Origin of the sequence: Nitrosopumilus adriaticus, from assembly GCF_000956175.1 — an archaeon.
GTDB classification, from domain to species: Archaea; Thermoproteota; Nitrososphaeria; order Nitrososphaerales; family Nitrosopumilaceae; genus Nitrosopumilus; species Nitrosopumilus adriaticus.
In genome coordinates this window covers 318,147-338,216 of record NZ_CP011070.1, presented here as the reverse complement: position 1 = coordinate 338,216, position 20,070 = coordinate 318,147, and the positions used below count along the sequence as shown (strand labels likewise).

At 33.6% G+C, this 20,070-nt stretch carries 25 protein-coding genes; 18 read left to right on the top strand and 7 right to left on the bottom strand.

The genetic code is table 11. The annotated features are described in order from the left end of the window. Positions 1–247: 247 nt before the first annotated feature. From NADRNF5_RS01905 to NADRNF5_RS01895, 3 genes are all read left to right on the top strand, one after another. On the top strand, positions 248–817 hold the full coding sequence (locus NADRNF5_RS01905; RefSeq protein ID WP_048115099.1) for a methane monooxygenase/ammonia monooxygenase subunit B: 570 nt from the start codon (positions 248–250) through the stop codon (positions 815–817). A 98-nt stretch (positions 818–915) separates the two neighbouring features. Then, a complete protein-coding gene (locus NADRNF5_RS01900; protein ID WP_048115097.1) occupies positions 916–1,230 on the top strand; it encodes a hypothetical protein in 315 nt (104 codons plus the stop codon). 38 nt (positions 1,231–1,268) lie between these two features. Then, the gene (locus tag NADRNF5_RS01895) at positions 1,269–1,799 is read left to right on the top strand and encodes a hypothetical protein (RefSeq protein ID WP_048115095.1); all 531 of its coding nucleotides are present in this window, start codon (positions 1,269–1,271) and stop codon (positions 1,797–1,799) included. Positions 1,800–1,892: 93 nt separating this feature from the next. Here the strand turns inward: NADRNF5_RS01895 and NADRNF5_RS01890 are convergent, their stop codons facing one another. Beyond that, on the bottom strand, positions 1,893–2,162 hold the full coding sequence (locus tag NADRNF5_RS01890) for a hypothetical protein (protein ID WP_012215889.1): 270 nt from the start codon (positions 2,160–2,162) through the stop codon (positions 1,893–1,895). A 110-nt stretch (positions 2,163–2,272) separates the two neighbouring features. Further along, complete coding sequence (locus NADRNF5_RS01885; protein ID WP_048115092.1) at positions 2,273–2,605, bottom strand: hypothetical protein; 333 nt, start codon at positions 2,603–2,605, stop codon at positions 2,273–2,275. A gap of 124 nt (positions 2,606–2,729) precedes the next feature. On the opposite strand from NADRNF5_RS01885, the gene NADRNF5_RS01880 reads away from it, so the two are divergent. From NADRNF5_RS01880 to NADRNF5_RS01815, 14 genes are all read left to right on the top strand, one after another. Then, positions 2,730–3,179 (top strand): 30S ribosomal protein S15, encoded by a 450-nt coding sequence (locus NADRNF5_RS01880; RefSeq protein WP_048115090.1) that lies wholly within the window; start codon positions 2,730–2,732, stop codon positions 3,177–3,179. Next, the gene (recJ, locus tag NADRNF5_RS01875; protein WP_048115088.1) at positions 3,179–4,600 is read left to right on the top strand and encodes a RecJ family nuclease; all 1,422 of its coding nucleotides are present in this window, start codon (positions 3,179–3,181) and stop codon (positions 4,598–4,600) included. The genes NADRNF5_RS01880 and recJ overlap by 1 nt, the downstream gene beginning before the upstream one ends. After that, positions 4,563–4,805, top strand: a complete 243-nt coding sequence (locus NADRNF5_RS01870) for a KEOPS complex subunit Pcc1 (RefSeq protein WP_048115086.1) — start codon at positions 4,563–4,565, stop codon at positions 4,803–4,805. Before recJ ends, NADRNF5_RS01870 begins: the two co-directional genes overlap by 38 nt. Next, the gene (gene serS / locus NADRNF5_RS01865) at positions 4,805–6,070 is read left to right on the top strand and encodes a serine--tRNA ligase (RefSeq protein ID WP_048115084.1); all 1,266 of its coding nucleotides are present in this window, start codon (positions 4,805–4,807) and stop codon (positions 6,068–6,070) included. The genes NADRNF5_RS01870 and serS overlap by 1 nt, the downstream gene beginning before the upstream one ends. A 40-nt stretch (positions 6,071–6,110) precedes the next feature. After that, positions 6,111–6,722 carry a 30S ribosomal protein S3ae gene (locus NADRNF5_RS01860; protein WP_048115082.1) on the top strand — a complete coding sequence of 204 codons (612 nt, stop codon included), beginning with the start codon at positions 6,111–6,113 and terminating at the stop codon, positions 6,720–6,722. A gap of 26 nt (positions 6,723–6,748) precedes the next feature. Next, positions 6,749–7,177, top strand: coding sequence for an RNA-binding domain-containing protein (locus NADRNF5_RS01855; RefSeq protein WP_048115080.1), 429 nt, complete (start codon positions 6,749–6,751; stop codon positions 7,175–7,177). Between the two features lie 188 nt (positions 7,178–7,365). Then, on the top strand, positions 7,366–8,823 hold the full coding sequence (locus tag NADRNF5_RS01850) for an NAD(P)/FAD-dependent oxidoreductase (RefSeq protein WP_048115078.1): 1,458 nt from the start codon (positions 7,366–7,368) through the stop codon (positions 8,821–8,823). Positions 8,824–8,863: 40 nt separating this feature from the next. Further along, complete coding sequence (locus NADRNF5_RS01845) at positions 8,864–9,658, top strand: AAA family ATPase (RefSeq protein ID WP_048118768.1); 795 nt, start codon at positions 8,864–8,866, stop codon at positions 9,656–9,658. Continuing rightward, positions 9,659–11,221 carry a vWA domain-containing protein gene (locus NADRNF5_RS01840; protein ID WP_048115077.1) on the top strand — a complete coding sequence of 521 codons (1,563 nt, stop codon included), beginning with the start codon at positions 9,659–9,661 and terminating at the stop codon, positions 11,219–11,221. 86 nt (positions 11,222–11,307) lie between these two features. After that, positions 11,308–12,858 (top strand): pyridoxal-phosphate dependent enzyme, encoded by a 1,551-nt coding sequence (locus tag NADRNF5_RS01835; protein WP_048115075.1) that lies wholly within the window; start codon positions 11,308–11,310, stop codon positions 12,856–12,858. A gap of 3 nt (positions 12,859–12,861) precedes the next feature. Continuing rightward, positions 12,862–13,317 (top strand): ASCH domain-containing protein, encoded by a 456-nt coding sequence (locus tag NADRNF5_RS01830; RefSeq protein WP_048115073.1) that lies wholly within the window; start codon positions 12,862–12,864, stop codon positions 13,315–13,317. 64 nt (positions 13,318–13,381) lie between these two features. Next, entirely contained in the window at positions 13,382–13,945 is a 564-nt protein-coding gene (locus NADRNF5_RS01825; protein ID WP_048115071.1) for a TATA-box-binding protein, read from the top strand. Between the two features lie 37 nt (positions 13,946–13,982). Beyond that, complete coding sequence (locus NADRNF5_RS01820; protein ID WP_048115069.1) at positions 13,983–14,204, top strand: hypothetical protein; 222 nt, start codon at positions 13,983–13,985, stop codon at positions 14,202–14,204. A gap of 61 nt (positions 14,205–14,265) precedes the next feature. Then, positions 14,266–14,853, top strand: a complete 588-nt coding sequence (locus NADRNF5_RS01815; RefSeq protein ID WP_048115067.1) for a hypothetical protein — start codon at positions 14,266–14,268, stop codon at positions 14,851–14,853. Here the strand turns inward: NADRNF5_RS01815 and NADRNF5_RS01810 are convergent. After that, the gene (locus tag NADRNF5_RS01810; RefSeq protein ID WP_048115064.1) at positions 14,843–15,538 is read right to left on the bottom strand and encodes a hypothetical protein; all 696 of its coding nucleotides are present in this window, start codon (positions 15,536–15,538) and stop codon (positions 14,843–14,845) included. The genes NADRNF5_RS01815 and NADRNF5_RS01810 overlap by 11 nt on opposite strands. Before the next feature lie 104 nt (positions 15,539–15,642). Further along, a complete protein-coding gene (locus NADRNF5_RS11235) occupies positions 15,643–15,819 on the bottom strand; it encodes a hypothetical protein (RefSeq protein ID WP_192828339.1) in 177 nt (58 codons plus the stop codon). Between the two features lie 128 nt (positions 15,820–15,947). On the opposite strand from NADRNF5_RS11235, the gene NADRNF5_RS01800 reads away from it, so the two are divergent. Continuing rightward, positions 15,948–16,289, top strand: coding sequence for a P-II family nitrogen regulator (locus tag NADRNF5_RS01800; RefSeq protein WP_048118761.1), 342 nt, complete (start codon positions 15,948–15,950; stop codon positions 16,287–16,289). Between the two features lie 153 nt (positions 16,290–16,442). On the opposite strand, the gene NADRNF5_RS01795 is transcribed toward NADRNF5_RS01800, so the two are convergent. The 3 genes from NADRNF5_RS01795 to NADRNF5_RS01785 all read right to left on the bottom strand — a co-directional run bounded on the left by NADRNF5_RS01795 (position 16,443) and on the right by NADRNF5_RS01785 (position 20,011). After that, entirely contained in the window at positions 16,443–16,682 is a 240-nt protein-coding gene (locus NADRNF5_RS01795; RefSeq protein ID WP_048071573.1) for an Lrp/AsnC family transcriptional regulator, read from the bottom strand. 140 nt (positions 16,683–16,822) lie between these two features. Then, positions 16,823–17,785: a tRNA dihydrouridine synthase DusB gene (gene dusB / locus NADRNF5_RS01790; RefSeq protein WP_048115059.1), complete on the bottom strand. Its 963-nt coding sequence runs from the start codon at positions 17,783–17,785 to the stop codon at positions 16,823–16,825. Positions 17,786–17,839: 54 nt separating this feature from the next. Beyond that, positions 17,840–20,011, bottom strand: coding sequence for a thrombospondin type 3 repeat-containing protein (locus NADRNF5_RS01785; protein WP_048115057.1), 2,172 nt, complete (start codon positions 20,009–20,011; stop codon positions 17,840–17,842). Positions 20,012–20,070: the final 59 nt, after the last annotated feature.

Genomic DNA, 20,070 nt, shown 5'->3' with positions numbered 1-20,070 from the left:
GTGGTGTGAATTCGGAATATAAAGTAAGAGTTTGAGGATAAAGAGATTCTATCCGATTTTTTTTAATAAATATCAAAAATTTAATAAATATTATTCTTTTTTAAATATAAAAGTAAAGAAATTACATAGTTTTTTTATCATTTTCATTGTATAACATCAATGATTAACATGGAACAAAAGATCGATCCTCGTGATTAAGGTAAAACATATAACGATGTCCATTATTTCCTCAATATTAGGGATAACTATGGTCGAAAAAAGAATTTTCGTATTTGGACTAGCTGTAGTACTTGCACTAGGAACATTAGGTTTCAACTGGGTTGAATCCATTCTTCCAACTGCAGATGCACACGGTGTCCAAGCACAACTCCAGAGTCGTTTCATCAGAATTGAGGATGAAACCTTTAACAGACAATCCCTGCAAACTGGCGAAACCTTGACACTTCAAGGAACACTAGTCAGTCTTGTAGAAAGAGACCTTAGAGGATGGCTATCTATCTTCTCAGAGTCAACCAACGCAGGTAACAGATGGGAAATGTTAGCAAGAGATCCACCAGGAAACGTCTTTGACATTCCAGGTAACGCTATTGTTGATTATTCACTATCTGCAAAAGCACTTGAAGCAGGTGTATATCACGTACACACCCAACTCAATGTAGCCAAAGTTGGTCCAGGACTCGGTCCAGGTCAAACAGTTGTCGTTGAAGGCGAACCAATTATCAAACCAATCCCATATACCAACATCGCATATCAATCAATTATCATAGGTGTTGGATATGTCATTACGTTTGCAACAAGACCCTGGCAAGTAATCTAAACAACCCAACCTTTTCCTTTTCATTTTCTAATCAATTATTACGGGCAACGTATTGATTTTAGACCAAGTTTTATCTTCTAGAAAATAGTATTGAAAACATGCTAAGTTTTAAAATTATCAAATTAGATATTTTTCAGAGTTATTTTTTTGGAGAAGTGGAATTTCGTTCTGATAAATTCAAAGTCAATATACAAAATCAGAGAAGAGGTAAAGTTCTCAAATTACCTTTTGAGGTAAAATCAAAAAGTGAGAAAGTGATTGTTAGAATGACAGGTCCTAATGATTTGTTTGTGGAAGATTATCTTCCTTACAAAGGCGAATCAGAATGGCTAGAAATTGACTCAGATGAAATTACATATTGTTTGGCAGATCATCAAGATGGATTTGACACAATTGAAATAATGCTAGAATAAGAGAAAGGACTTTAAGGAATCTGTCTAAATTCTCCATTATGAATTGGCCTGGAATGGGGGATCCCTATAAGAGGAAAAAAACTCTCAAATTCCTAGCAATTACTGCAGTTATTGCAATATCTGTGGGAGTTGCAAGTACTATAGCTCAAGGTCAATTTAGTCAAAATGATCCTCTCAAGGTTTGCATTAATGATAGAGATACACCATACAAAATGAAAGTGAATTTAGAATTAATTATTGACGGTCTCCCAACACCGATTCCTGCAAATATTAACGCGGGACTAAATGACGGAGATTGTAAAAGAACTATGTATACACTAACAGATGATGGGACGATTTATGTAGAATGGGAAGATGATTACCCATTTGAAATTGGTCACTTTTTGTGGATGTGGGACTTTCCCTTAAGAGACATGGACCAGAGTAAATCAACTATCTACGTTAACGGAATAGAATCATCTCATTTCATCAATCATCCATTGCAAGATGGATATAACTACAAAGGCGTATTCACCACAAAAGCATATGATGAAAGTAAGGACAAGGATTACCTTCCACCTGAAAACTAATCTTTTGCAGACTTTGAAAAAATCATAATTTTTGTGAGCATATAGTATTAACTAGATATTTTAAAAATAATGAAAAGAAGAAAGGAAGTAATTTTACCAGTATTTACCGTTGTCTGGAATCAGACCAATGCCTTCTCTTTCAAAGTGTCTGTCCAACTCATCGACCCATCTCTCACGGTTGTCTTTGTAAGCCCATCCGTGTACACGTAACCAGAATGATATAATTCCAAGAAGGAATACTGTGAACATCATGGTTCCGAAGATGTAAATCATTACATCATAGAATAATGGATCATAGTTTGGTCCCAGTTGTCCTGTTAGTGAAGACAGGATGCTTAGGAAAGTTCCTACGATAGGAGTCATGATAATTTGGCTCAATTTGTGCGATATATACATTTCTTTTATTATCAGAAAGTACGAGATCAGTATTCACTAGGATACAGATAATAAAATAAGAGAAAAGTGAGGTTTGATTATCCTCTGCCCATTGCTGCGTATTTGCCAGATCTTCCTCTAATGAAGAATGCTCCTGCAATACCACCGAACACTGCACCTGCGATTACTGAGGCACCAACTACACCACTTGCATCAAGATATGGAGTTCCTGAACCAGAGGCTGGATTTGCTTCAGCAGCTTCAATTCTTCTTCTTTGAATTTCAAGTGCTTCCTCTAAAGTGTATGATCCGGTTTCACCTTCACTACCAACGTTTCCCATGTATTGTGCAAATACTACTGCATCTTCTGCATAGAATCCCATAGTGAAGACAGCAACTAAGGATGCTGCTAAGAGTATTTTTGTATTCATACCGTTTACCTGCTCGTTTTGAACCCGGTGAGTTATTTAACTTTTCTTCTAAACCCCAATTTTCGATATAATGTACGAGATCAGTATAAGTAACGTTTAATTCTGTATTTTAATGAGTCAAATCATGGGAAGAATGCACACACACAGACATGGAAAGTCACATTCCATTAGACCAGCTACATTACGTGCACCTTCATGGATTACACAAAGTCCTAAAGAGATTGAAGAATTAGTTGTAAAATACTCTAAGGACGGTTTAACCCCAAGTCAGATTGGAATTAAACTTAGAGATCAGCATTCCATTCCACTAATCAAACCAATTACTAAGAAAAGTATGGGTGAAATTCTTGAAGAAAATGATTTGAAACCAGATATGCCAGAAGACCTAGAAAATATGGTAAACAAAGCAGTCGGTCTTCAAAAACACCTAAAGGAAAACAAGGGAGACAATAGAAATGTAAGATCTTTGGAATTAATAGAAGCCAAAGTTCACAGGTTGTCTGTATACTATAAGAGAATTGAAAGAATTCCTAAAACCTGGAAATATAAATCCGTGGTTGCTCAATTAGAGTAATGACAAAATCACTTGATGAGTCACTATCATATTTCAAAGATAAAATTTCAGATTGCATTAAATCAAAAAAATCAATTTCTGTTACAACCCACATTGATTGTGACGGACTTACATCTGGAAGTATTATCACCAAAGCTCTAATCAGAGCAGGTGCAAATTGCACAGTAAGAACATCAAAAGAATTTAGTAAAAATGTAGTAGAATCCTTCAAAACAGACTCTAGAGACTTTCATATAGTTACAGATCTAGGAGGAGGTTTTGCAAGTGAACTTGATTCAACTCTCGGAGATAATTGGATTGTATTGGATCATCATCAAATTCCAGATAAAGAAATGGATAATCAAAATGTCATAAATGCATGGAAATATGGAATGGATGGAGGAGTTGAGATTTGTGCAGGAGGTATGGCATATCTTGCATCTATGTCACTTGATGAAAAAAATTCAGATTTGTCTGCCATTGCTATAGTTTCTGCATTAGGAGACAGACAAGATCAGGGAGAAAGGAAATCATTTACTGGTAAAAATTTTGAGATTGCAAATACTGCAAAAGAACAGGGTCTGGTAGATATCGATTTAGATTTATTACTTGTAGGTAGAGAGACTAGACCTCTTCCAGATGCACTTGCATTTACTTCACAGCCATTTATTGAGGGCCTCACCTGGAATAGAGATGCATGTCTTTCTCTTCTAAACTCATCAGGAATTAAGCTAAAAGATGGAGGAAGGTGGAGAGTTCCAGCTGAATTAAACGAGGAGGAAAAAAGACAAGTAATTGAATCAATTTCTAAATTTACAGCAGGCAAAAATGCTACAGAAATAATGTCTGAACTTATTGGATATACCTATACATTTCCAAGGGAAGATAACAGAAGTTTCCTCCGAGACGGAAGAGAGTTTTCAACGATGTTAAATTCCTGTGGAAGGATTAATCGTTCTGGTGTTGGAATGGCAATATGTATGGGAGACAGAAACAAGATACTCAGAGAAGGGGAAACAATTCTAACAGATTATAGAAAAATGATCAGAGAATATATGAGCATATTATCAAATGAGAGATGGCGAATTTCAGAAAGTGAAACATGCATCATGGTAAATGGTGAGGATATAGTACCTGAAACAATGACTGGAACTATATCATCATTAATTGCAGGCTCTCCAAAAAATTCAGGAAAGATTGTAATTTTGAGAACAAAGGGTGAAGAAAATACAATAAAATTCTCATCAAGAAAATCTTTTGGTTGTAATTCGGATATCAATCTCAGTGAAATTATGAGAACTGGTGCTGAAAAATTTGATGGGATTGGAGGTGGACATAACGCAGCAGCAGGGGCAAAAATAACTAAAGACAAATTGGACGAATTTCTCAATTATTTAGAAGTAAATGTCGTTAACATGTCAAGTCCAACTAGTTCTAAATAACATATCACAAGAAAAAGCCCAAACTGTCAAAAAAGTACTAGAACCTGACAATGTGGATTTTCCAGAAGGATTGAGTCTTTATGTTGAAAATATTGATAACAAACTAGTTTTTAATTTTGAAAGTAAGAAGAACATGAAACATCTTATTGGAACAATTGATGAAGTGTTGGAACATATCCAAGTTGCATTAAAGGTGATTGAATAATGCTAGATCCAAAATTAATCAAAGAAAACCCCCAGATTATTCAAGAGATGCTAAAAGCTAGAGAAATGGAATTTGATTTGGATGGATTAATTGAGTATGATCAAAAAAGGCGTGAATTTATCATCAAAACAGATGAATTAAGAAAAAAGAAAAATCAAGTGGCATTAGAAATTTCACAGAAAAAAAAGAAAGGAGAAGATGCATCATTGATTTTAGAAGAGATGAAAAATGTATCAGGAAAACTTTCAGAACTAGAGTCAGAACAAGAAAACATTGAAAAATCATATTCAAGACTGGCTCTAACAATTCCAAATCTTGTTCATAAATCAGTTCCAGTCGGAGCAGATGAAAATGCAAATAAAGAAATGAAAAAATGGGGTAAAATTCCAGAATTTGATTTCAAGATAAATGATCATATCGATATTTCAGAAAATTTAGATTTGGTGGACTTGGAAAGAGCTGCAAAGGTAGCAGGTGCAAGATTTTATTATCTAAAAAATGATCTTGTAAGACTCAATCAATCATTAATTCATTATGGATTAGATTTTCTTGCAAAAAAAGAATATTCACTAATTCAACCACCATACATGATTAATCGAGAATCAATGGAAGGGGCAGTTATAGCAGATGATTTTGAAGAAGTAATTTACAAAGTTGAAGAAGAGGATCTCTACATGATTGGCACATCTGAGCATGCTATGGCTGCAATGCATGCTAAAGAAATCATAGAGGGAAAAGATTTGCCTTTAAGATATGCAGGTGTAAGCCCATGTTTTAGAAAAGAAGCTGGTGCTCATGGAAGAGATCAAAAAGGAATTTTCAGAGTACATCAATTTGATAAAATTGAACAATTTGTATTTTCTAGACCAGAAGATTCATGGAATGAGCATGAAAAAATGATTTCAGTTGCTGAAGAATTTTATCAAAATTTAGAAATTCCATACAGAGTAATGTTACTCTCAACTGGAGACATGGGGAAAGTTTCAGCTAAAACATATGATATTGAAGCATGGATGTCAGGGCAAAATGCCTATAGAGAGATAGTATCTTGTTCAAATTGTTTAGATTATCAAGCACGTAGATTGAAGATACGATTTAGAGACAAAACAAATGAGGAAACACAATACGTGCATACCCTCAATAGTACACTAATTGCCACATCTAGAATTTTGGTAGCATTAATGGAGAATGGTCAAACAAAAGATGGGCACATCAAAATCCCTCATGTTTTACAGAGTTACATGGGAAATCAGAAAGAGATCTAGTGACATACCCTTATATTTTGGGTTCAAAGGTCGATAATAATTGGCACGTAGAAAAGGTCGAGTAAAGGACAAGTGGAGAGAAAAACGCTGGGTTACAGTATATGCACCAGATTCATTTAACAACGTACCAATAGCTTATGTTCCAATCACAGATGATGAGAACGCAGTAGGTCGAGTTTTAGAAGTAACACTATATGACATTCTAAAAGGAGATCCTTCACAACATCAATACAAAATATATTTCCAGATTCATAAGGTTGATGGAGACAAGGCAACAACGATCTTTAAGAGATATGAATATTCAAAAGAATTTTTGCGTAGTTTAGTTAGACGTGGTTCATCAAAAATTAACTTTAGTATAGATATCAAAACAAAAGATGGTTACATCTTTAGAATCAAATTACTTGCTCTAACACACAGACAACTTAACACATCTAGACAGCATGCTCTTAGATTAATTGCTCAAGATATTATTAGAAAAACAATTCCAGAAATGACAATTGATCAATTTGTTCAGGCAACATGTTATAGTAAAATTAATTCAGATGTCATGGCAGCATTTAAGAAAGTTATTAGAGTTAGACATGTTGGTCTTGAGAAAGTAAAACTCATCAGAACTGCAGATAAAGAAACAGTGTTACTTGAAGCATAAGTAACCAAAGTTAGTTTTTTACAATAATGATTGGTAAGATTGAAGTAACAATTGATGTAATTGTTCATGCAACAGAAGATATTTCAAAAATTTTTCAATCATTTGATGACTTACTAGAAATAAAAGAAGAAGAATTTACAGTTCATGAAACTACAGGGTATTTTGAAAATCCAATAATTTTGTTAAATACAAAAATTGTAAAAAAACAGGCTCAAAAATTCATCATGAAACTTTTAGAATTACTCTCAAATCAACAAATCAAGGAGTTAATTGACCAAATTGAAGAAAGAACTATTGATTCTAGATTCCATATGAGATTAGATAAACAAGAATTAATCAACGGAAACATCATAATTAGTGAAAAAGACACAATAAAAATAAAAATCCATACACCTATTTACAACAAAAAGGATACAGTCAAAACATTTAGAGAAATTTTTCAGATTGCCAACTAGATTAAATAGGAATAACAGGGCAATTCAGTTTGGGAATGAGGAAATAACAGCCGCTCCAGTCTGAGTTAAAGCTATGAAGAGGCCGCGACGAACCGACCCCATTTTAATCGTATAATGAACAAAGTTTTGGAGATCGACACAGATCATCATGGTATTATTTTAAATACGGATAGACGGACCGGATTATCGTGGTAGATTATGACGTTATAGTTGCAGGGGGAGGTCTTGCAGGTACAATTACAGCACAGGCAATTTCTCATTATTCAAACCAAAATACAAAAATTTTGGTTGTTGATAGAAATACAGAATTTTTACCCGGTAGAAAATCCTTAGCTGGATGGGTATGTGGAGATGCATGTTCAAAAGAAGCAGTAGACTTTATGTCAGAAAGAATCAAAGTTGAATGGACCAGACCAGAAATCGAACATGATGTTAAAGGAGTCATGGCATTATCACCAGATAGAGAAACTGCAATTCCTTTTGATGGCGATGGATTTATGCTTAATCGTCAAAAATTACCAGAAATTCAAAATGAAAGATGTAGAAAAATGGGTATTGAATTTGAATATGAAATAAATCTTACAGGACTAATTTATGATGGTCAACAAGCAGTAGGGGTTCAAGGAATTGATAATAAAACTAAACAGCCATTTAAAAAAACATCAAAAATTGTAATCGATGCTACAGGTGTAACATCCATGCTCAGAAATGGACTTCAAAACTCCACTAAAGTAGAAAAGAGAATAGACAGAAGAGATTTAGAATCAACTGGAAGATATATCATGCATTTCGAACCTGGAAAAAAGGATCTTACTGAATTTGATCCAGATTATTGTATTATTCATTTAGATCAAGATATTGCACCGGGAGGATATGGATGGGTGTTTCCAAAAGGAGAGACTAAAGTAAACATTGGATTAGGTGTAGAAAAATCTCTGCTAGATAAACGAAACAAACGACTTGGTAAGAAAGATAATGTTGAATCACTGATGAAAGAATATCTTGCAAGAAATGTAGCCATCAAAAATGCAAAGTTATCAGAAGACCCACAAGACATTAACAACAATTCAGGAGTTTTCCAAGTTTCAGTTAGAAGACAAAACGATTGTATGGTATCAGGGGGATACATGATGGTAGGTGATTCTGCATGGATGCCAAAACCAATTGATGCAGGAGGAATAGGACCAGCATTAATTGCAGGTACAATTTTAGGAAATAATGTAGCTCAAGCATTAGAAGCAAATGATGTTTCTGAAGCTGGTTTATGGCAATACAATTTAGATTACATCAAAGAATACGGATACAAAACTGCAGGTCTTGAGCTCTTTAGAAGATTGATTCAACAAATGTCTAATGAGCAAATCAGTTATGGCATGAAACACTTTTTGGGTAAACTTGATGCTGAATCAATTAGTAAAGGTGAACACCCAGACTTTTCAGGATTAGGAAAAATTGGAATGATAATTAGAGGTGCAATGAACAAGACAGTTGCAGATGGACTCAGATATACTTCTAAAGAAAATCAATGGTTAGTTGAGCACTACAACAATTATCCAAAAGATCCATCAGGATTTGATGAATGGAATAAAACACTGCATCAAAGACTAGACGAAGCTTTTACAAAAGTAGAAGCATTTGGAAAATAGATCTAATATTAAATATTGTTTAAATCAATCAAAACGTACTTTGGAACAAGTTCAATATCTTGATTGGAATAATTCAACTGAAATACTAAACAAGGCATTTGAAGCAGGTCTTTTTGTTTTAATAATTGGACCAAAAGGTACGGGAAAAACATCCTTTGTCAGAGATTTTGCAAAGAGCAATAATGTGAATCTACAATCAATTAATTTCAGCCTCAGAACAAGAGAGAGTCATTTGGTAGGATCAAAAACTCTCACTAACGGAACTGTTACCTTTGATGAAGGAGTTTTGATCAAATCAATGAAAGAAGGAAATATGCTATACTTGGATGAAATTAATGCAGCAGAAGCTGATGTTTTACTTAGACTTGATGAAGCGTTAGATGATAGACGCCAAATCGTATTAAAAGAATCTACAGGAGAGTTAATCAAAGCAAAAGAGAATTGGTTTGTAGTTGCCACAATAAATCCATTAACTCATAGCGGAACTAAAGAATTACCACCTCAAATTCTAAGTAGATTTCCAGTACGAATTAGATTAGAGTATCCTCCAGAAGATATTGAATTAGAAATTGTAAAAAAACATATTTCTGGAGAACACGAATCAGAAATTATTCAGGCAATAAAATTAGCAAATACATTAAGGCAAGCAGCTGCTGTTGAAGAATTATTTTATTCACCTAGCTTACGAGAAACTATTGCTTTTGCAAAATTGTTAGACAAAGGCATGTCTGCAAAAGACGCTGCAAAATTTGTTTTTGGAAATGTTTACACACAATGGGGAAGTATAGAATATCAAAAAGTAAGTGACATCATTACTTCGATGTTTGGTAATTAAATGCAAGCAATTCAACTTCAAACAGAATCTATAGTAGAGATTGCCACTTTTCTTGTAAGAAGATGGGCTGAAAAAGAGAAAATGATTGTAGAAATTTCAGATAAGGTTGAAACAAGAACAAGATTAAATGAAAATAAAGTAATCTTAACACCTCTAGAAAAAAGAATTGGGAATGATTTTCAAAAATATCGTCAATTTAGAACGTCATTATGGTATGAAGCAATGAGGGTTAAATTCTGCAAAAAAATTCTTAGTAATGATCATGCATTTGGGTTTATTCTGAATACACTGGAAACACAAAGAGTAGAAAAACTAGGTAGAGAAATTTGGAAAGGAATGGATGATGAGATTATCTTTAATTACACCTACATGCTTGTTGCACGGCCACAACTACATTCAGTTTATGGAAAAGCAAGGATAGTTGAAGCATTCTATCAATACTTTATGTTTGGAGCAATTAAAGGAGAAATTCAGTCTAGCCAATTCGAGCAAATAAAAAAAGCATCAGCATTTGCAAATAAAATAGTCAATAAAGCAATTGATGAAAATCATGATACTGAATGGCTTGAGGAAAATGTTAGTCAAATAATTAAGATTTTAGATATTGATTCACTTCTTACAATTCCCATATCTTTGCCTTTTATGAAAGCGGGAATGGCATTATCTGAAGAAGAATTATTAAAAGTTCTAAAGATAGTTTCAAAGAACAAAGAAGGTGATTTTGGATCAATAGATCCTGCATCTATAATGAGAGGAGAGAATGTATTTGATGAATACAAGGTATTACTAGACGAAAATAAAAAAACAGAAAACAAAGGATTGAATCCAGAAGCAATAGGAGTTCAAATTCCTTCTACAAAAAATGTTGATGAAACAGTAATTTACGATATGAGTTTGATAAATGGATTAAAAATCAAATTTAAAGAATGGAAAACAGGTTGGAAAGAACAACATCTAAGAACTGGAGATGAGTTTGATGAGGAAAATTACATTGAAGGTAATGAGCCATTCTTTACAGATGTAAAAAAATCTATTAAGACTAAAATTGTGATTTTGTTAGATCATTCTTCAAGTATCGCTTCAGATGCAATGGAATACAAAAAAGCAACACTATCTTTATGTGAAGTTTTATCTTATCTTAAAGTAAAATTTGCAGTATATGCATTTAGTACGGAAAATAGAGCCGTTGTATGCTGGTCAGTTAAACCAGACAATGTAAAATGGAACAGCATTACTGCAAAAAGATTAGCTCAAATTGTAGCTAATGGTTCCACTCCACTAGCAGAGGTGTACGATAAGATGTTTCCAATTTTACAATCAAAAAGACCAGATATTTTTTTGACGTTAACAGATGGTGAGCCTTCAGATCCTGATGCAGTTAGATTAATGACCAAATCATTCAAAGGATTAGGTATCAACATGGTATCTTTAGGCCTCGGTCCCAATACTGTAAGGGCAACCACAATTGCAAATAACCTAAAGCATTTAGGTTATGAAAAAACTATGGCCGTAAGTAGGTTAAAAGATATTCCTAGCAAGGTAATTAGAATTTTAGATGTGTAAATAAAAATCAAAAATTTATTTCACACTATTTTTCTTATGAGAAATTTATATGAGATTAGAAATGATGCAAAATCAGAGAAACAAAAATGGATGAAAATCAGAGAAATGAAATTGATAATGAACTATTACAGAAATTTGAAGAGCAAATATGGAATAAAATCCCCCATCTTGAAAATGGCAAAATAGTAAACCCAACGCCATTGGTTGATTTAACAGAAGATTTGAAGGAATGCGCCAAAAAAGTCTACAAATTAGATCTTGATGATAAAAATTTAAAAATTTATGGAAAATTTGATTCTACATTACTTAGCGGTTCAATAAAAGTAAGAGCTGCAGCTCACATCATTCATGATGCAATTGTTTCAGGAAAATTAAAAGGGAATCAAACAGTGATAGAAGCCACTTCGGGTAACTTTGGAATTGCACTTGGACAATTATCAAAAATTGGAGTAAATGTTGTTGCACTTGTATCTAGAAAATTACAAGAAGGTGTGTTTAAAGAATTAAGAAACGAAAACATTCGAATTATGGATTTGGATATGGATATTTGCCCAGCACCAGGAATGGAAAATAAAGCTGATGAATTAGCTGCAAAAGCAACTGCAGGAAATATTCGTTCACAGTTATCAGAGCTTGGATTTAATCCCGAAATTTTTGACATAAATATTCAAGAGATCGAATCATTGTTGGCCAAACAAGATATCATAAATCTAGCAAGATTACTAGCAAAAATTTACGATTTATTTTGTCCAAAACAATATGATAATGAATTAAACACAGAGATTCATAGAACAGTTACAGGTGTTGAGATTGATCAACAATTACATGAAAATGGAGATTCCTTAGAAGATTATCAAATTGTTTGTTCATTTGGTACTGGGGGAACTTCTGGAGGTTTGAGTCAATATGTTGCTCAAAAATATGATAAAAAATCAATACATGTTGTTTTTCCTAGTCCAGGACAAGATGTTGCAGGAATTAGAACTAAAGCCAAGGCTACAGGATTAACACTCTACAAGCCTGAAACATTTGCTGCAGAACACGAAATAGATTATGAAAAGGCAAAATTCCTTTTGAAGTTCTTTGTAGACAAAGGTCACGATATAGGAGAAAGTACAGCCTTAGCATTGTTTTCTGTGATACAAATGGTAAGTTCAGGAGTTCATAGTAAATTTGTAGTAATTGTAGCTGATGGGATTGGAAAATATAAGAAGAATTTTGAACAAATATCAAAAAATCAAGTTCCAATTACAATTTCATTACAAGAAGCTGCATCAATTGCAGATGATTATGATAGAATTATTTGGGTTCACACTCAATATACTCCAAAAGAAGAAGGTATAGAAATGATTGCAAGATCATTGGGGGTTGATAAAACAAAAATATCCATACCTAAAGCAAGAACAATCAATGATTTATTATCAACACAGCAAATTCCAGAAGAGCTCAATAACGAACTGAATGGGGCAAAAGGAAAAGCGTTGCTAGTATGCATGGCTGGAAATACTTCACTGATGACTGCACAAGTTTTGGCCAGTAAAGGAATTGTTACTCAAAGTCTAACTGGAGGAATTACAAATTTGCCTGAAGGAAGAGGTAAAAACCCAGGGCAATTCATCAAAGCAGCTACTGAATAAAATTTGAAATGTCTTTCAGTTTCTCAACCATTTGCTAATTTAATAATTTCTGGAAAAAAAACTATAGAATTACGAAAATGGAATACTAATTTTCGTGGAGATTTTTTAATTCATGCACCAATTAAAATCAGGACAGATGATTGTAAGAGATTGAAAATGAATATGAAATTTGTCACAGGAGCAATTATTGGAAAAGCTGAGATTTATGATGTTAAAAAATATAATTCAATCAAAGAAGTAAAAATGGATCAAAAATCACATTTAGCATCAAAAAATTTTCATGATAGAATTTTTGGATTTAAATTAAAAAATGCAAAAGCATTGAGAATTCCAATCCCATGGAAAGGCCAACTAGGATTTTTTGATGTTGATTTACCAAAAACAAAAATCAAAAACACCGAAATTGTTTCAGATATTATTGATGAAGAATATCGCTATCAGTGGATTGGACATCATTAAGACTCATAAAGATCCAAAAAAATATGACTAGTATATATAAAGGCGCTATTTAAAGTCCCTCGTTATGCCTCAAACAAAGCCTATTGTTAGTGTTGAAAACGTTGTTGCTTCAGCATCAGTAGACCAAAAGATTGATCTTAATGACATCACAGAAAAATTTCCAGATACAGAATACCATCCAGAACAATTTCCTGGACTGGTTTTTAGATTAAAGAGTCCTAGAACTGCGACATTAATTTTTAGAACAGGTAAAATGGTTTGTACTGGCGCTAAATCTGAAGAGATGGCAATAAAAGCTGTAAACACAGTTGTTCAGAAATTAAGAAAGGGGAAGATTAAGATTAAAAAAGATGCAGTTATCACTGTTCAAAATATAGTTGCAGCAATTAATCTTGGTGGAAAAATTCACTTAGAAAAAGCTGCAAGAACTTTACCAAGAAGCATGTATGAACCAGAGCAATTTCCTGGACTTATTCACAGGATGTTAGATCCTAAAACAGTGATTTTGTTATTTGCTTCTGGAAAATTGGTTTGTACTGGCGCCAAAAAAGAATCAGATGTATATCGTTCTGTTCATAATTTACACGCATTATTAGAAGAAAAGAATCTAATGATTTATGATCAATGATTATTTCACAATTCACATATTTTAAAAAAATGAAAAATTGACAGACGAAGAATTTAAAGATGAAAAAATAAAGTTAACTCCTAAAACTGGATTCAACTTGGTGGCAATTGATTATTTTACAGATTCTGATGAGCAATTGTATCTAGTAGAGCATTTTGATATGTATCAAGACGCTCTAAATGCTAAAAAAGACAAAAAGAATCCAGAAGAATATTTTGTTTTGTATATGGGTACAGGAGGAGAATTTTTCTGCAGATAAATCAGAAACTGTACTAATTTTTACAAACTCTCTTATCATTCAGTTTTAAACTTTCAAATTTATGGCCAATGAGACCAGTGATTTGATTGATACATTATATGAAAAGGATAATTCAATTCAACCTGAAAGTACCCCACAAAGAATTATTCGTAAAAGTCCAAAGGCCAAATATCAGATTTTTGACGAGTTAGAGTTTACTCGTGGAAGAGAGGTTTTAGGTGATCTTATTGTTCATGGTATGATAGCATCAGGTGGAACAGATATTGACTGGCTAATTGAGCACAAAGGGGGTTTTGTAATCTTGGAATTCAAGGGGTTTCACAATGATAAGATCAACATTGCTAAAGGTCAAATGATAGCATATGAAAAATTACATGAGAAATTAAATCAGTCTACAAAGTGCTACCTGTATGTTGTAGGATGTGATGATATTGATTTTTCAGATCCAGATTCAACAGTATGGATATTTGAAATGAGTCAATGGAAAGCAGGAGTAATTCCTCAAAATACAAGTGATATTTACAGTGAAGAATCAAGTAGGAAAAATAAATTCATTGTATATAGGGAATATATGCACGAAGTAAGTGTAGAAAAACTTAGAGATTTAGTAGACTCTCATTGGAAAGAGTTTGAAAAAGTTAGGCTTTAAATGAAAAAGTAATAGATTTTGTTTCTTTGCCATTGTCCGCTTTTATTGTATAAATGCCAGAATTTTCCCATCCTTCACCACCAGCAATAGCTAATGTAGAATATTGTCCATTATTTTTTATAGTTACTTGCTCTGCCCATACTAATTCATTCTTTGAATTTTCAATTGACAAATTTATAGTTCCAGATGTATTAGATGTTCCACTAATTGAAATTAAATCTTTTTTGTTGTATGATGCTAAATCAGATTGTATTGATAATGTAATTGGTACAGGGGTTTTTGGGGTTTCTACTTTTGTAGTTATATCAGCAGTTCCACTAAAACTAACTGCAACTGCAATGATTATCACCAAAGCAATACCGGCTATCCCCATAATTGCTTTGGAGTTTTTTGAATTTGAACGAGTTTTTGGAGTTGTGGATTGATATGTTTGCATTTTTTGAATAGAAGGGGTTTCAGGAATTACAACATCAGGAATTGATTGCTGCTTTTCTATTGTTGGGGTTGGAGTAACTTGAGGTCTTTTTCCCAGATGTTTTTGAGCAAGTTTTTCAACATAAGTTCTTTCATAATTACTAATTACTTCATTATTTTCACAAGCTCGACAAATTTGTTTAAGAATTCTATCATCCCCAAAGTCTTTATCTAAAAGTGCCTTGACATCATCAAGCAAAGAATCATTCATGTATTTTTCTCTCCTATTGTTTATTTATGAATACCTTGTTTAAGATTTCGATTGAGTCATTCTTGAAGATATAGAAATTTAAAATTTCTTCATATTTTTAGAATTTATCGTGAATAGATTTTTTGGGCTTGAATAATTACTGTTCTAATGTAATCCTTAGCAGTAGAATCAGAAATTCCCATCTGTTTTGCCCTAAGATAGAGGTCATTTTCTTTAGGATTTGTCAAATAACATTTTAAAAGATAATTTAGTCTATGAGATCTTCTTTCATCACTTTTCATAATCATACCTTTTTTTCCAATACTAAAAAGCTCAGCGGATAATGAAATAACCAACAACCCCAATTGTATCATAAAATAGGAATAAAAACATATGATTGTTTTTAACCAATACAAAAAAACAAATGAAAATGAAACGAATTGAGGCAACTATTCAAGCAACCAAAATGGGAGCTGTCACTGAGGCAATTAATGACCTTGTTGGTGGATTTACCATTCTGGAAGGAAAAGGCAGAGGATCTGGAATACGACAACAAGTCAGATCTGGCAGAGGAACAGGTTCAATAACCAAAGACTACAATTCAGTAGCAACAGTTAGTACAATTGTTGATGACTCAGATGTAGAAAAGGTTTCAAACGCAATTGCTGATGCAGCTTTTACAGGAAAAGGTGGAGATGGAATCATCGTTGTAGAAAATGTAGATAGTGTTTTGAACATTGCATCCAAAAAGAGCGGTTCTGAAGCCCTCTAATTATTTTATTTTATAAAATTCAAAAGATTATTTTTTAAATGTGCTACTGAGAGGTTAACTACTCCTCTCAGTGTGTTATCCCTTTGGGGGACATGTTTTTTGAAGGGATACATTGTATTGCAATCTAAGTATAAAAGCAAAAGAGGATGAGACCTATTGCTGGCCTTCAATACCCATCAGGGTCAATGTAGAACGGATTTTTGGAATTTTTCTAATTTTCCAAGTAATGGTTTCGCGTAATGCTTCAACTTGACCTGATTCAACTTTGGCAAGAATATCATATGCACCAAATGTACCATGTACTTCAACTACTCCTTCAATGGATTTTAATTCTGAGATTACTGCTTCTTCAGAACCAAGTTCACAGTTTATGAGAACATAAGCTGTTGCCAATTACGATTCAACTCCAATTTTCATACATAAAATGCCATTATGAAATATATAAGATTAGTCCAAATTGTTTAAAAATTCAATATTAATTCTCGAAATAACATAAACAAATGTAAAGTAAAATCGAATGATTTTATAAATTTCTAAGATACAGAATATGCATCATTCATTATTTTTTCCAATTCAGTAATATTCTTTGAAATGGTGATTTTGGAGCGAAGTTTGGAACCTCCTTTCATTCCTTTAGTAAACCTCATTGCCTGACTCTTAATATTTGCAAATTTGATTTTATATTTTGCAGTTAGATGCATGTAGTCAAAAAAAGAATCCAATCTATCTTTGAAAGAATATTCATGATAAGAGTTTGTTTTCAGATAGTCATTGATTTGTTCAAATAAAAAGGGATTTCCCATAGCTCCACGGCCAATCATCACATAATCACATCCAGTATAATCCAACATTTCCTTTGCATCTTCAGGAGTAGTGATATCTCCATTTCCAACAATTGGGATGCTAGAAATTTCTTTAAGCTCTTTGATCATTTTCCAATCGGCATTTCCAGAATATCCCTGACTAACAGTTCTTGGATGAAGAGTAATCATTTGAATTCCTTCATCTTCTGCAATTTCAGCAATATCTCGAAAAAGATATTGGCTCGCATTAGTGACTCCAGAACGAATCTTTAAAGTCACAGGTTTTTTTACAGCATTAACAAGAGTACTGAAAATTTGTTGAGTCAGATTGACTTCTTGTAAAAGAGCACCACCTGCCATTTGTTGAGTGATGTGAGGTGCAGGACAGCCCATATTGTAATCAATAATATCAAAATATGGTTCTACAATTTTTGCAGCTTTTTCTAACGCTACAAGATCAGAACCAAATAATTGAACTGATAGAGGACGTTCTTCTTCAGAATATTCAATGAACTCCTGAATAGTTTGCATGTTTTCTTTGAGTTGTTTTTCTTTTGCTATAATGCTATGAATACTAGTAAATTCAGTTACGACTAACCCAGCTCCCATTTGCTTGCATTGTAATCTTAATGCAGGATCACTTACTCCTGCCATAGGAGCTAGAAATGCTTGAGTTGAGAATTTTGGGAGCATGAAATAACTTTACTTGATGAATATATTTACCATTTTAAGATATCTGTATTAATTTTAGTTATCAGGACAGCCGTCTGAATCTCTGTCACCATCATAGTCCTCAGGATCTAAAGGACACAGATCTAGATCATTAATTATTCCATCAAGATCATCATCATGAACAAATCTCTGTTGTTCAGGAGCAATGTCTGGGCAGCCGTCCCAATCTTGATATTTATTCCATGTTTCAGGTTGATTTGGACAAGAATCAATTCCGTCATGATATCCATCACCATCTGAATCTATTTTTGTTGGGGTTGTTGATTGAGCAGCTAAAACATCAGGACATCCATCCCAATCCAAGTATCCATTAAAGTTCTCCTGCTCATCAATACATGCATCTTTTCTATCATCTATTCCATCACCATCAGTATCTGGGAAAGCAAATGATGAAACACTTGAACCAGTAGCATCAGGACATCCATCCTCATCTTGATAATGGTTGTAAGTTTCAGGCTCTAGCGGACATGCATCAGACAAATCAATAATTCCATCCCTATCAGAATCAAGAGTTGAATGATGGGTATCTGGGCAACCGTCTTTGTCTTTGAATCCATTGAAGGTTTCTGGTTGGTTAGGACAAGAATCTATGTTGTCAACAATTCCATCACCGTCTGAATCAGCTGTTGGTTTATTATCAGAAATTAAATCAGGGCAACCGTCTGAGTCTTGGAAGCGATTGTAAGTTTCTCTAGATTGAGGGCATTGATCAATGTTATCAGGAATTCCATCTCTATCAGAATCTCCAAAGGAATCATAAGCTAAAGTATCTGGACAACCGTCTTCATCTTGGAATTGATTATATCTTTCTCCAATTGTCGGACATTGATCAAATATGTCAGGTATACCATCATAATCAATATCAGATAATGCGGATTTTGATATTCCAGGAACATCGGGACAACCGTCTTTGTCTAGATAATCATTATAATTTTCAGGTTCATTAATGCATGCATCCCATCTATCATCTATTCCATCACCATCAGTATCTGGGAAAATATAAGATGAAACGATAGAAGTAGTTGTATCAGGACAGCCGTCACCATCTTTGAAAAAATTATAAGTTTCAGGTTCTAGTGGACAAGCATCTAAAGTATTTGGGATACCATCCATATCAGAATCAAGTGTAGAATTTACATTATCTGGGCACCCGTCTGAATCCAGAACTCCGTTGTAAGTTTCAGGTTGGTTAGGACAATGATCTAAATTATCAACAATTCCATCGCCATCAGAATCATAAGTAGAAGCATTATCCCCAATAAAGTCAGGACAGCCGTCTTCATCTTGGAATTTATTGTAAGTTTCTTTGTTATATGGACAAGCATCAAATTCATTTAAAATTCCATCACGGTCAGTGTCACCAGATACAGAATATTCAACTTCATCAGGACAGCCGTCTTCATCTTGAAAGTTATTAAAATTTTCACGGTCAAAAGGACACATATCGACAGAGTCAAGAATACTATCATAGTCAGAATCAATTAATCCATTGGCTGATGCACCAAGTACATCAAAACAGCCGTCCCAATCAAGGTAACCATTATAGTTTTCAGGTTGGTTTAAGCATTGATCCCATCTATCATCAATTCCATCACCATCAGTATCTGGGAAATTATATGGTGAATACACATCATCTACAGCATCTGGACAACCGTCTTCATCTTGGAAAAAATTGTATGTTTCAGATTCTAGGATACATTGATCTATTGAATCAGAAATTCCATCTCTATCAGAATCTCTTAAACTAGAAGCATCATCTGGACAACCGTCTTTATCATCAATTCCATTGAATGTTTCAGGTTGGTTAGGACAAGAATCCATGTAATCTGGGTAACCGTCATTATCAGTATCAGCTATCACTTTTCCAGAATCTGGTGCCAAGTCAGGACAACCGTCTTCATCTTGGAACCTATTGTAAGTTTCTTTGACAGTTGGACAACCGTCAATATGATCTTGAATTCCATCATAGTCAACATCATACCATGGAACAAAGTCAGCTGGGCATCCGTCTATGTTATTACCATATTGTGGATCATAATCCTCTTTAAGATTAGGACAAAAATCAATAGAGTTTGGAACTCCATCACCATCAGTATCAATTTGCTCATTTGCATAAACACTACCTGGCAACATCCCAATTGTAGAAGTAAGTAAAAGTAAAAATCCTAAAATAAACTGTTTTTCCATTCTATGACTCCGCTATTATCAAGTATTTATTAAGTCTCGCGTTAAATACATTCTTTTCA

Bases quoted from the DNA above. Each gene is read 5' to 3' on its own strand.
- NADRNF5_RS01895 (WP_048115095.1), top strand. From the start codon at position 1,269: ATGAATTGGCCTGGAATGGGGGATCCCTATAAGAGGAAAAAAACTCTC.
- recJ (WP_048115088.1), top strand. From the start codon at position 3,179: ATGACAAAATCACTTGATGAGTCACTATCATATTTCAAAGATAAAATT.
- NADRNF5_RS01835 (WP_048115075.1), top strand. From the start codon at position 11,308: ATGGATGAAAATCAGAGAAATGAAATTGATAATGAACTATTACAGAAA.
- NADRNF5_RS01800 (WP_048118761.1), top strand. From the start codon at position 15,948: ATGAAACGAATTGAGGCAACTATTCAAGCAACCAAAATGGGAGCTGTC.
- NADRNF5_RS01815 (WP_048115067.1), top strand. From the start codon at position 14,266: ATGGCCAATGAGACCAGTGATTTGATTGATACATTATATGAAAAGGAT.
- NADRNF5_RS01890 (WP_012215889.1), bottom strand. From the start codon at position 2,162: ATGACTCCTATCGTAGGAACTTTCCTAAGCATCCTGTCTTCACTAACA.
- NADRNF5_RS01885 (WP_048115092.1), bottom strand. From the start codon at position 2,605: ATGAATACAAAAATACTCTTAGCAGCATCCTTAGTTGCTGTCTTCACT.
- NADRNF5_RS01785 (WP_048115057.1), bottom strand. From the start codon at position 20,011: ATGGAAAAACAGTTTATTTTAGGATTTTTACTTTTACTTACTTCTACA.
- NADRNF5_RS01880 (WP_048115090.1), top strand. From the start codon at position 2,730: ATGGGAAGAATGCACACACACAGACATGGAAAGTCACATTCCATTAGA.
- NADRNF5_RS01825 (WP_048115071.1), top strand. From the start codon at position 13,382: ATGCCTCAAACAAAGCCTATTGTTAGTGTTGAAAACGTTGTTGCTTCA.
- NADRNF5_RS01900 (WP_048115097.1), top strand. From the start codon at position 916: ATGCTAAGTTTTAAAATTATCAAATTAGATATTTTTCAGAGTTATTTT.
- NADRNF5_RS01840 (WP_048115077.1), top strand. From the start codon at position 9,659: ATGCAAGCAATTCAACTTCAAACAGAATCTATAGTAGAGATTGCCACT.
- NADRNF5_RS11235 (WP_192828339.1), bottom strand. From the start codon at position 15,819: ATGAAAAGTGATGAAAGAAGATCTCATAGACTAAATTATCTTTTAAAA.
- NADRNF5_RS01905 (WP_048115099.1), top strand. From the start codon at position 248: ATGGTCGAAAAAAGAATTTTCGTATTTGGACTAGCTGTAGTACTTGCA.
- NADRNF5_RS01810 (WP_048115064.1), bottom strand. From the start codon at position 15,538: ATGAATGATTCTTTGCTTGATGATGTCAAGGCACTTTTAGATAAAGAC.
- dusB (WP_048115059.1), bottom strand. From the start codon at position 17,785: ATGCTCCCAAAATTCTCAACTCAAGCATTTCTAGCTCCTATGGCAGGA.
- NADRNF5_RS01870 (WP_048115086.1), top strand. From the start codon at position 4,563: ATGTCGTTAACATGTCAAGTCCAACTAGTTCTAAATAACATATCACAA.
- serS (WP_048115084.1), top strand. From the start codon at position 4,805: ATGCTAGATCCAAAATTAATCAAAGAAAACCCCCAGATTATTCAAGAG.
- NADRNF5_RS01855 (WP_048115080.1), top strand. From the start codon at position 6,749: ATGATTGGTAAGATTGAAGTAACAATTGATGTAATTGTTCATGCAACA.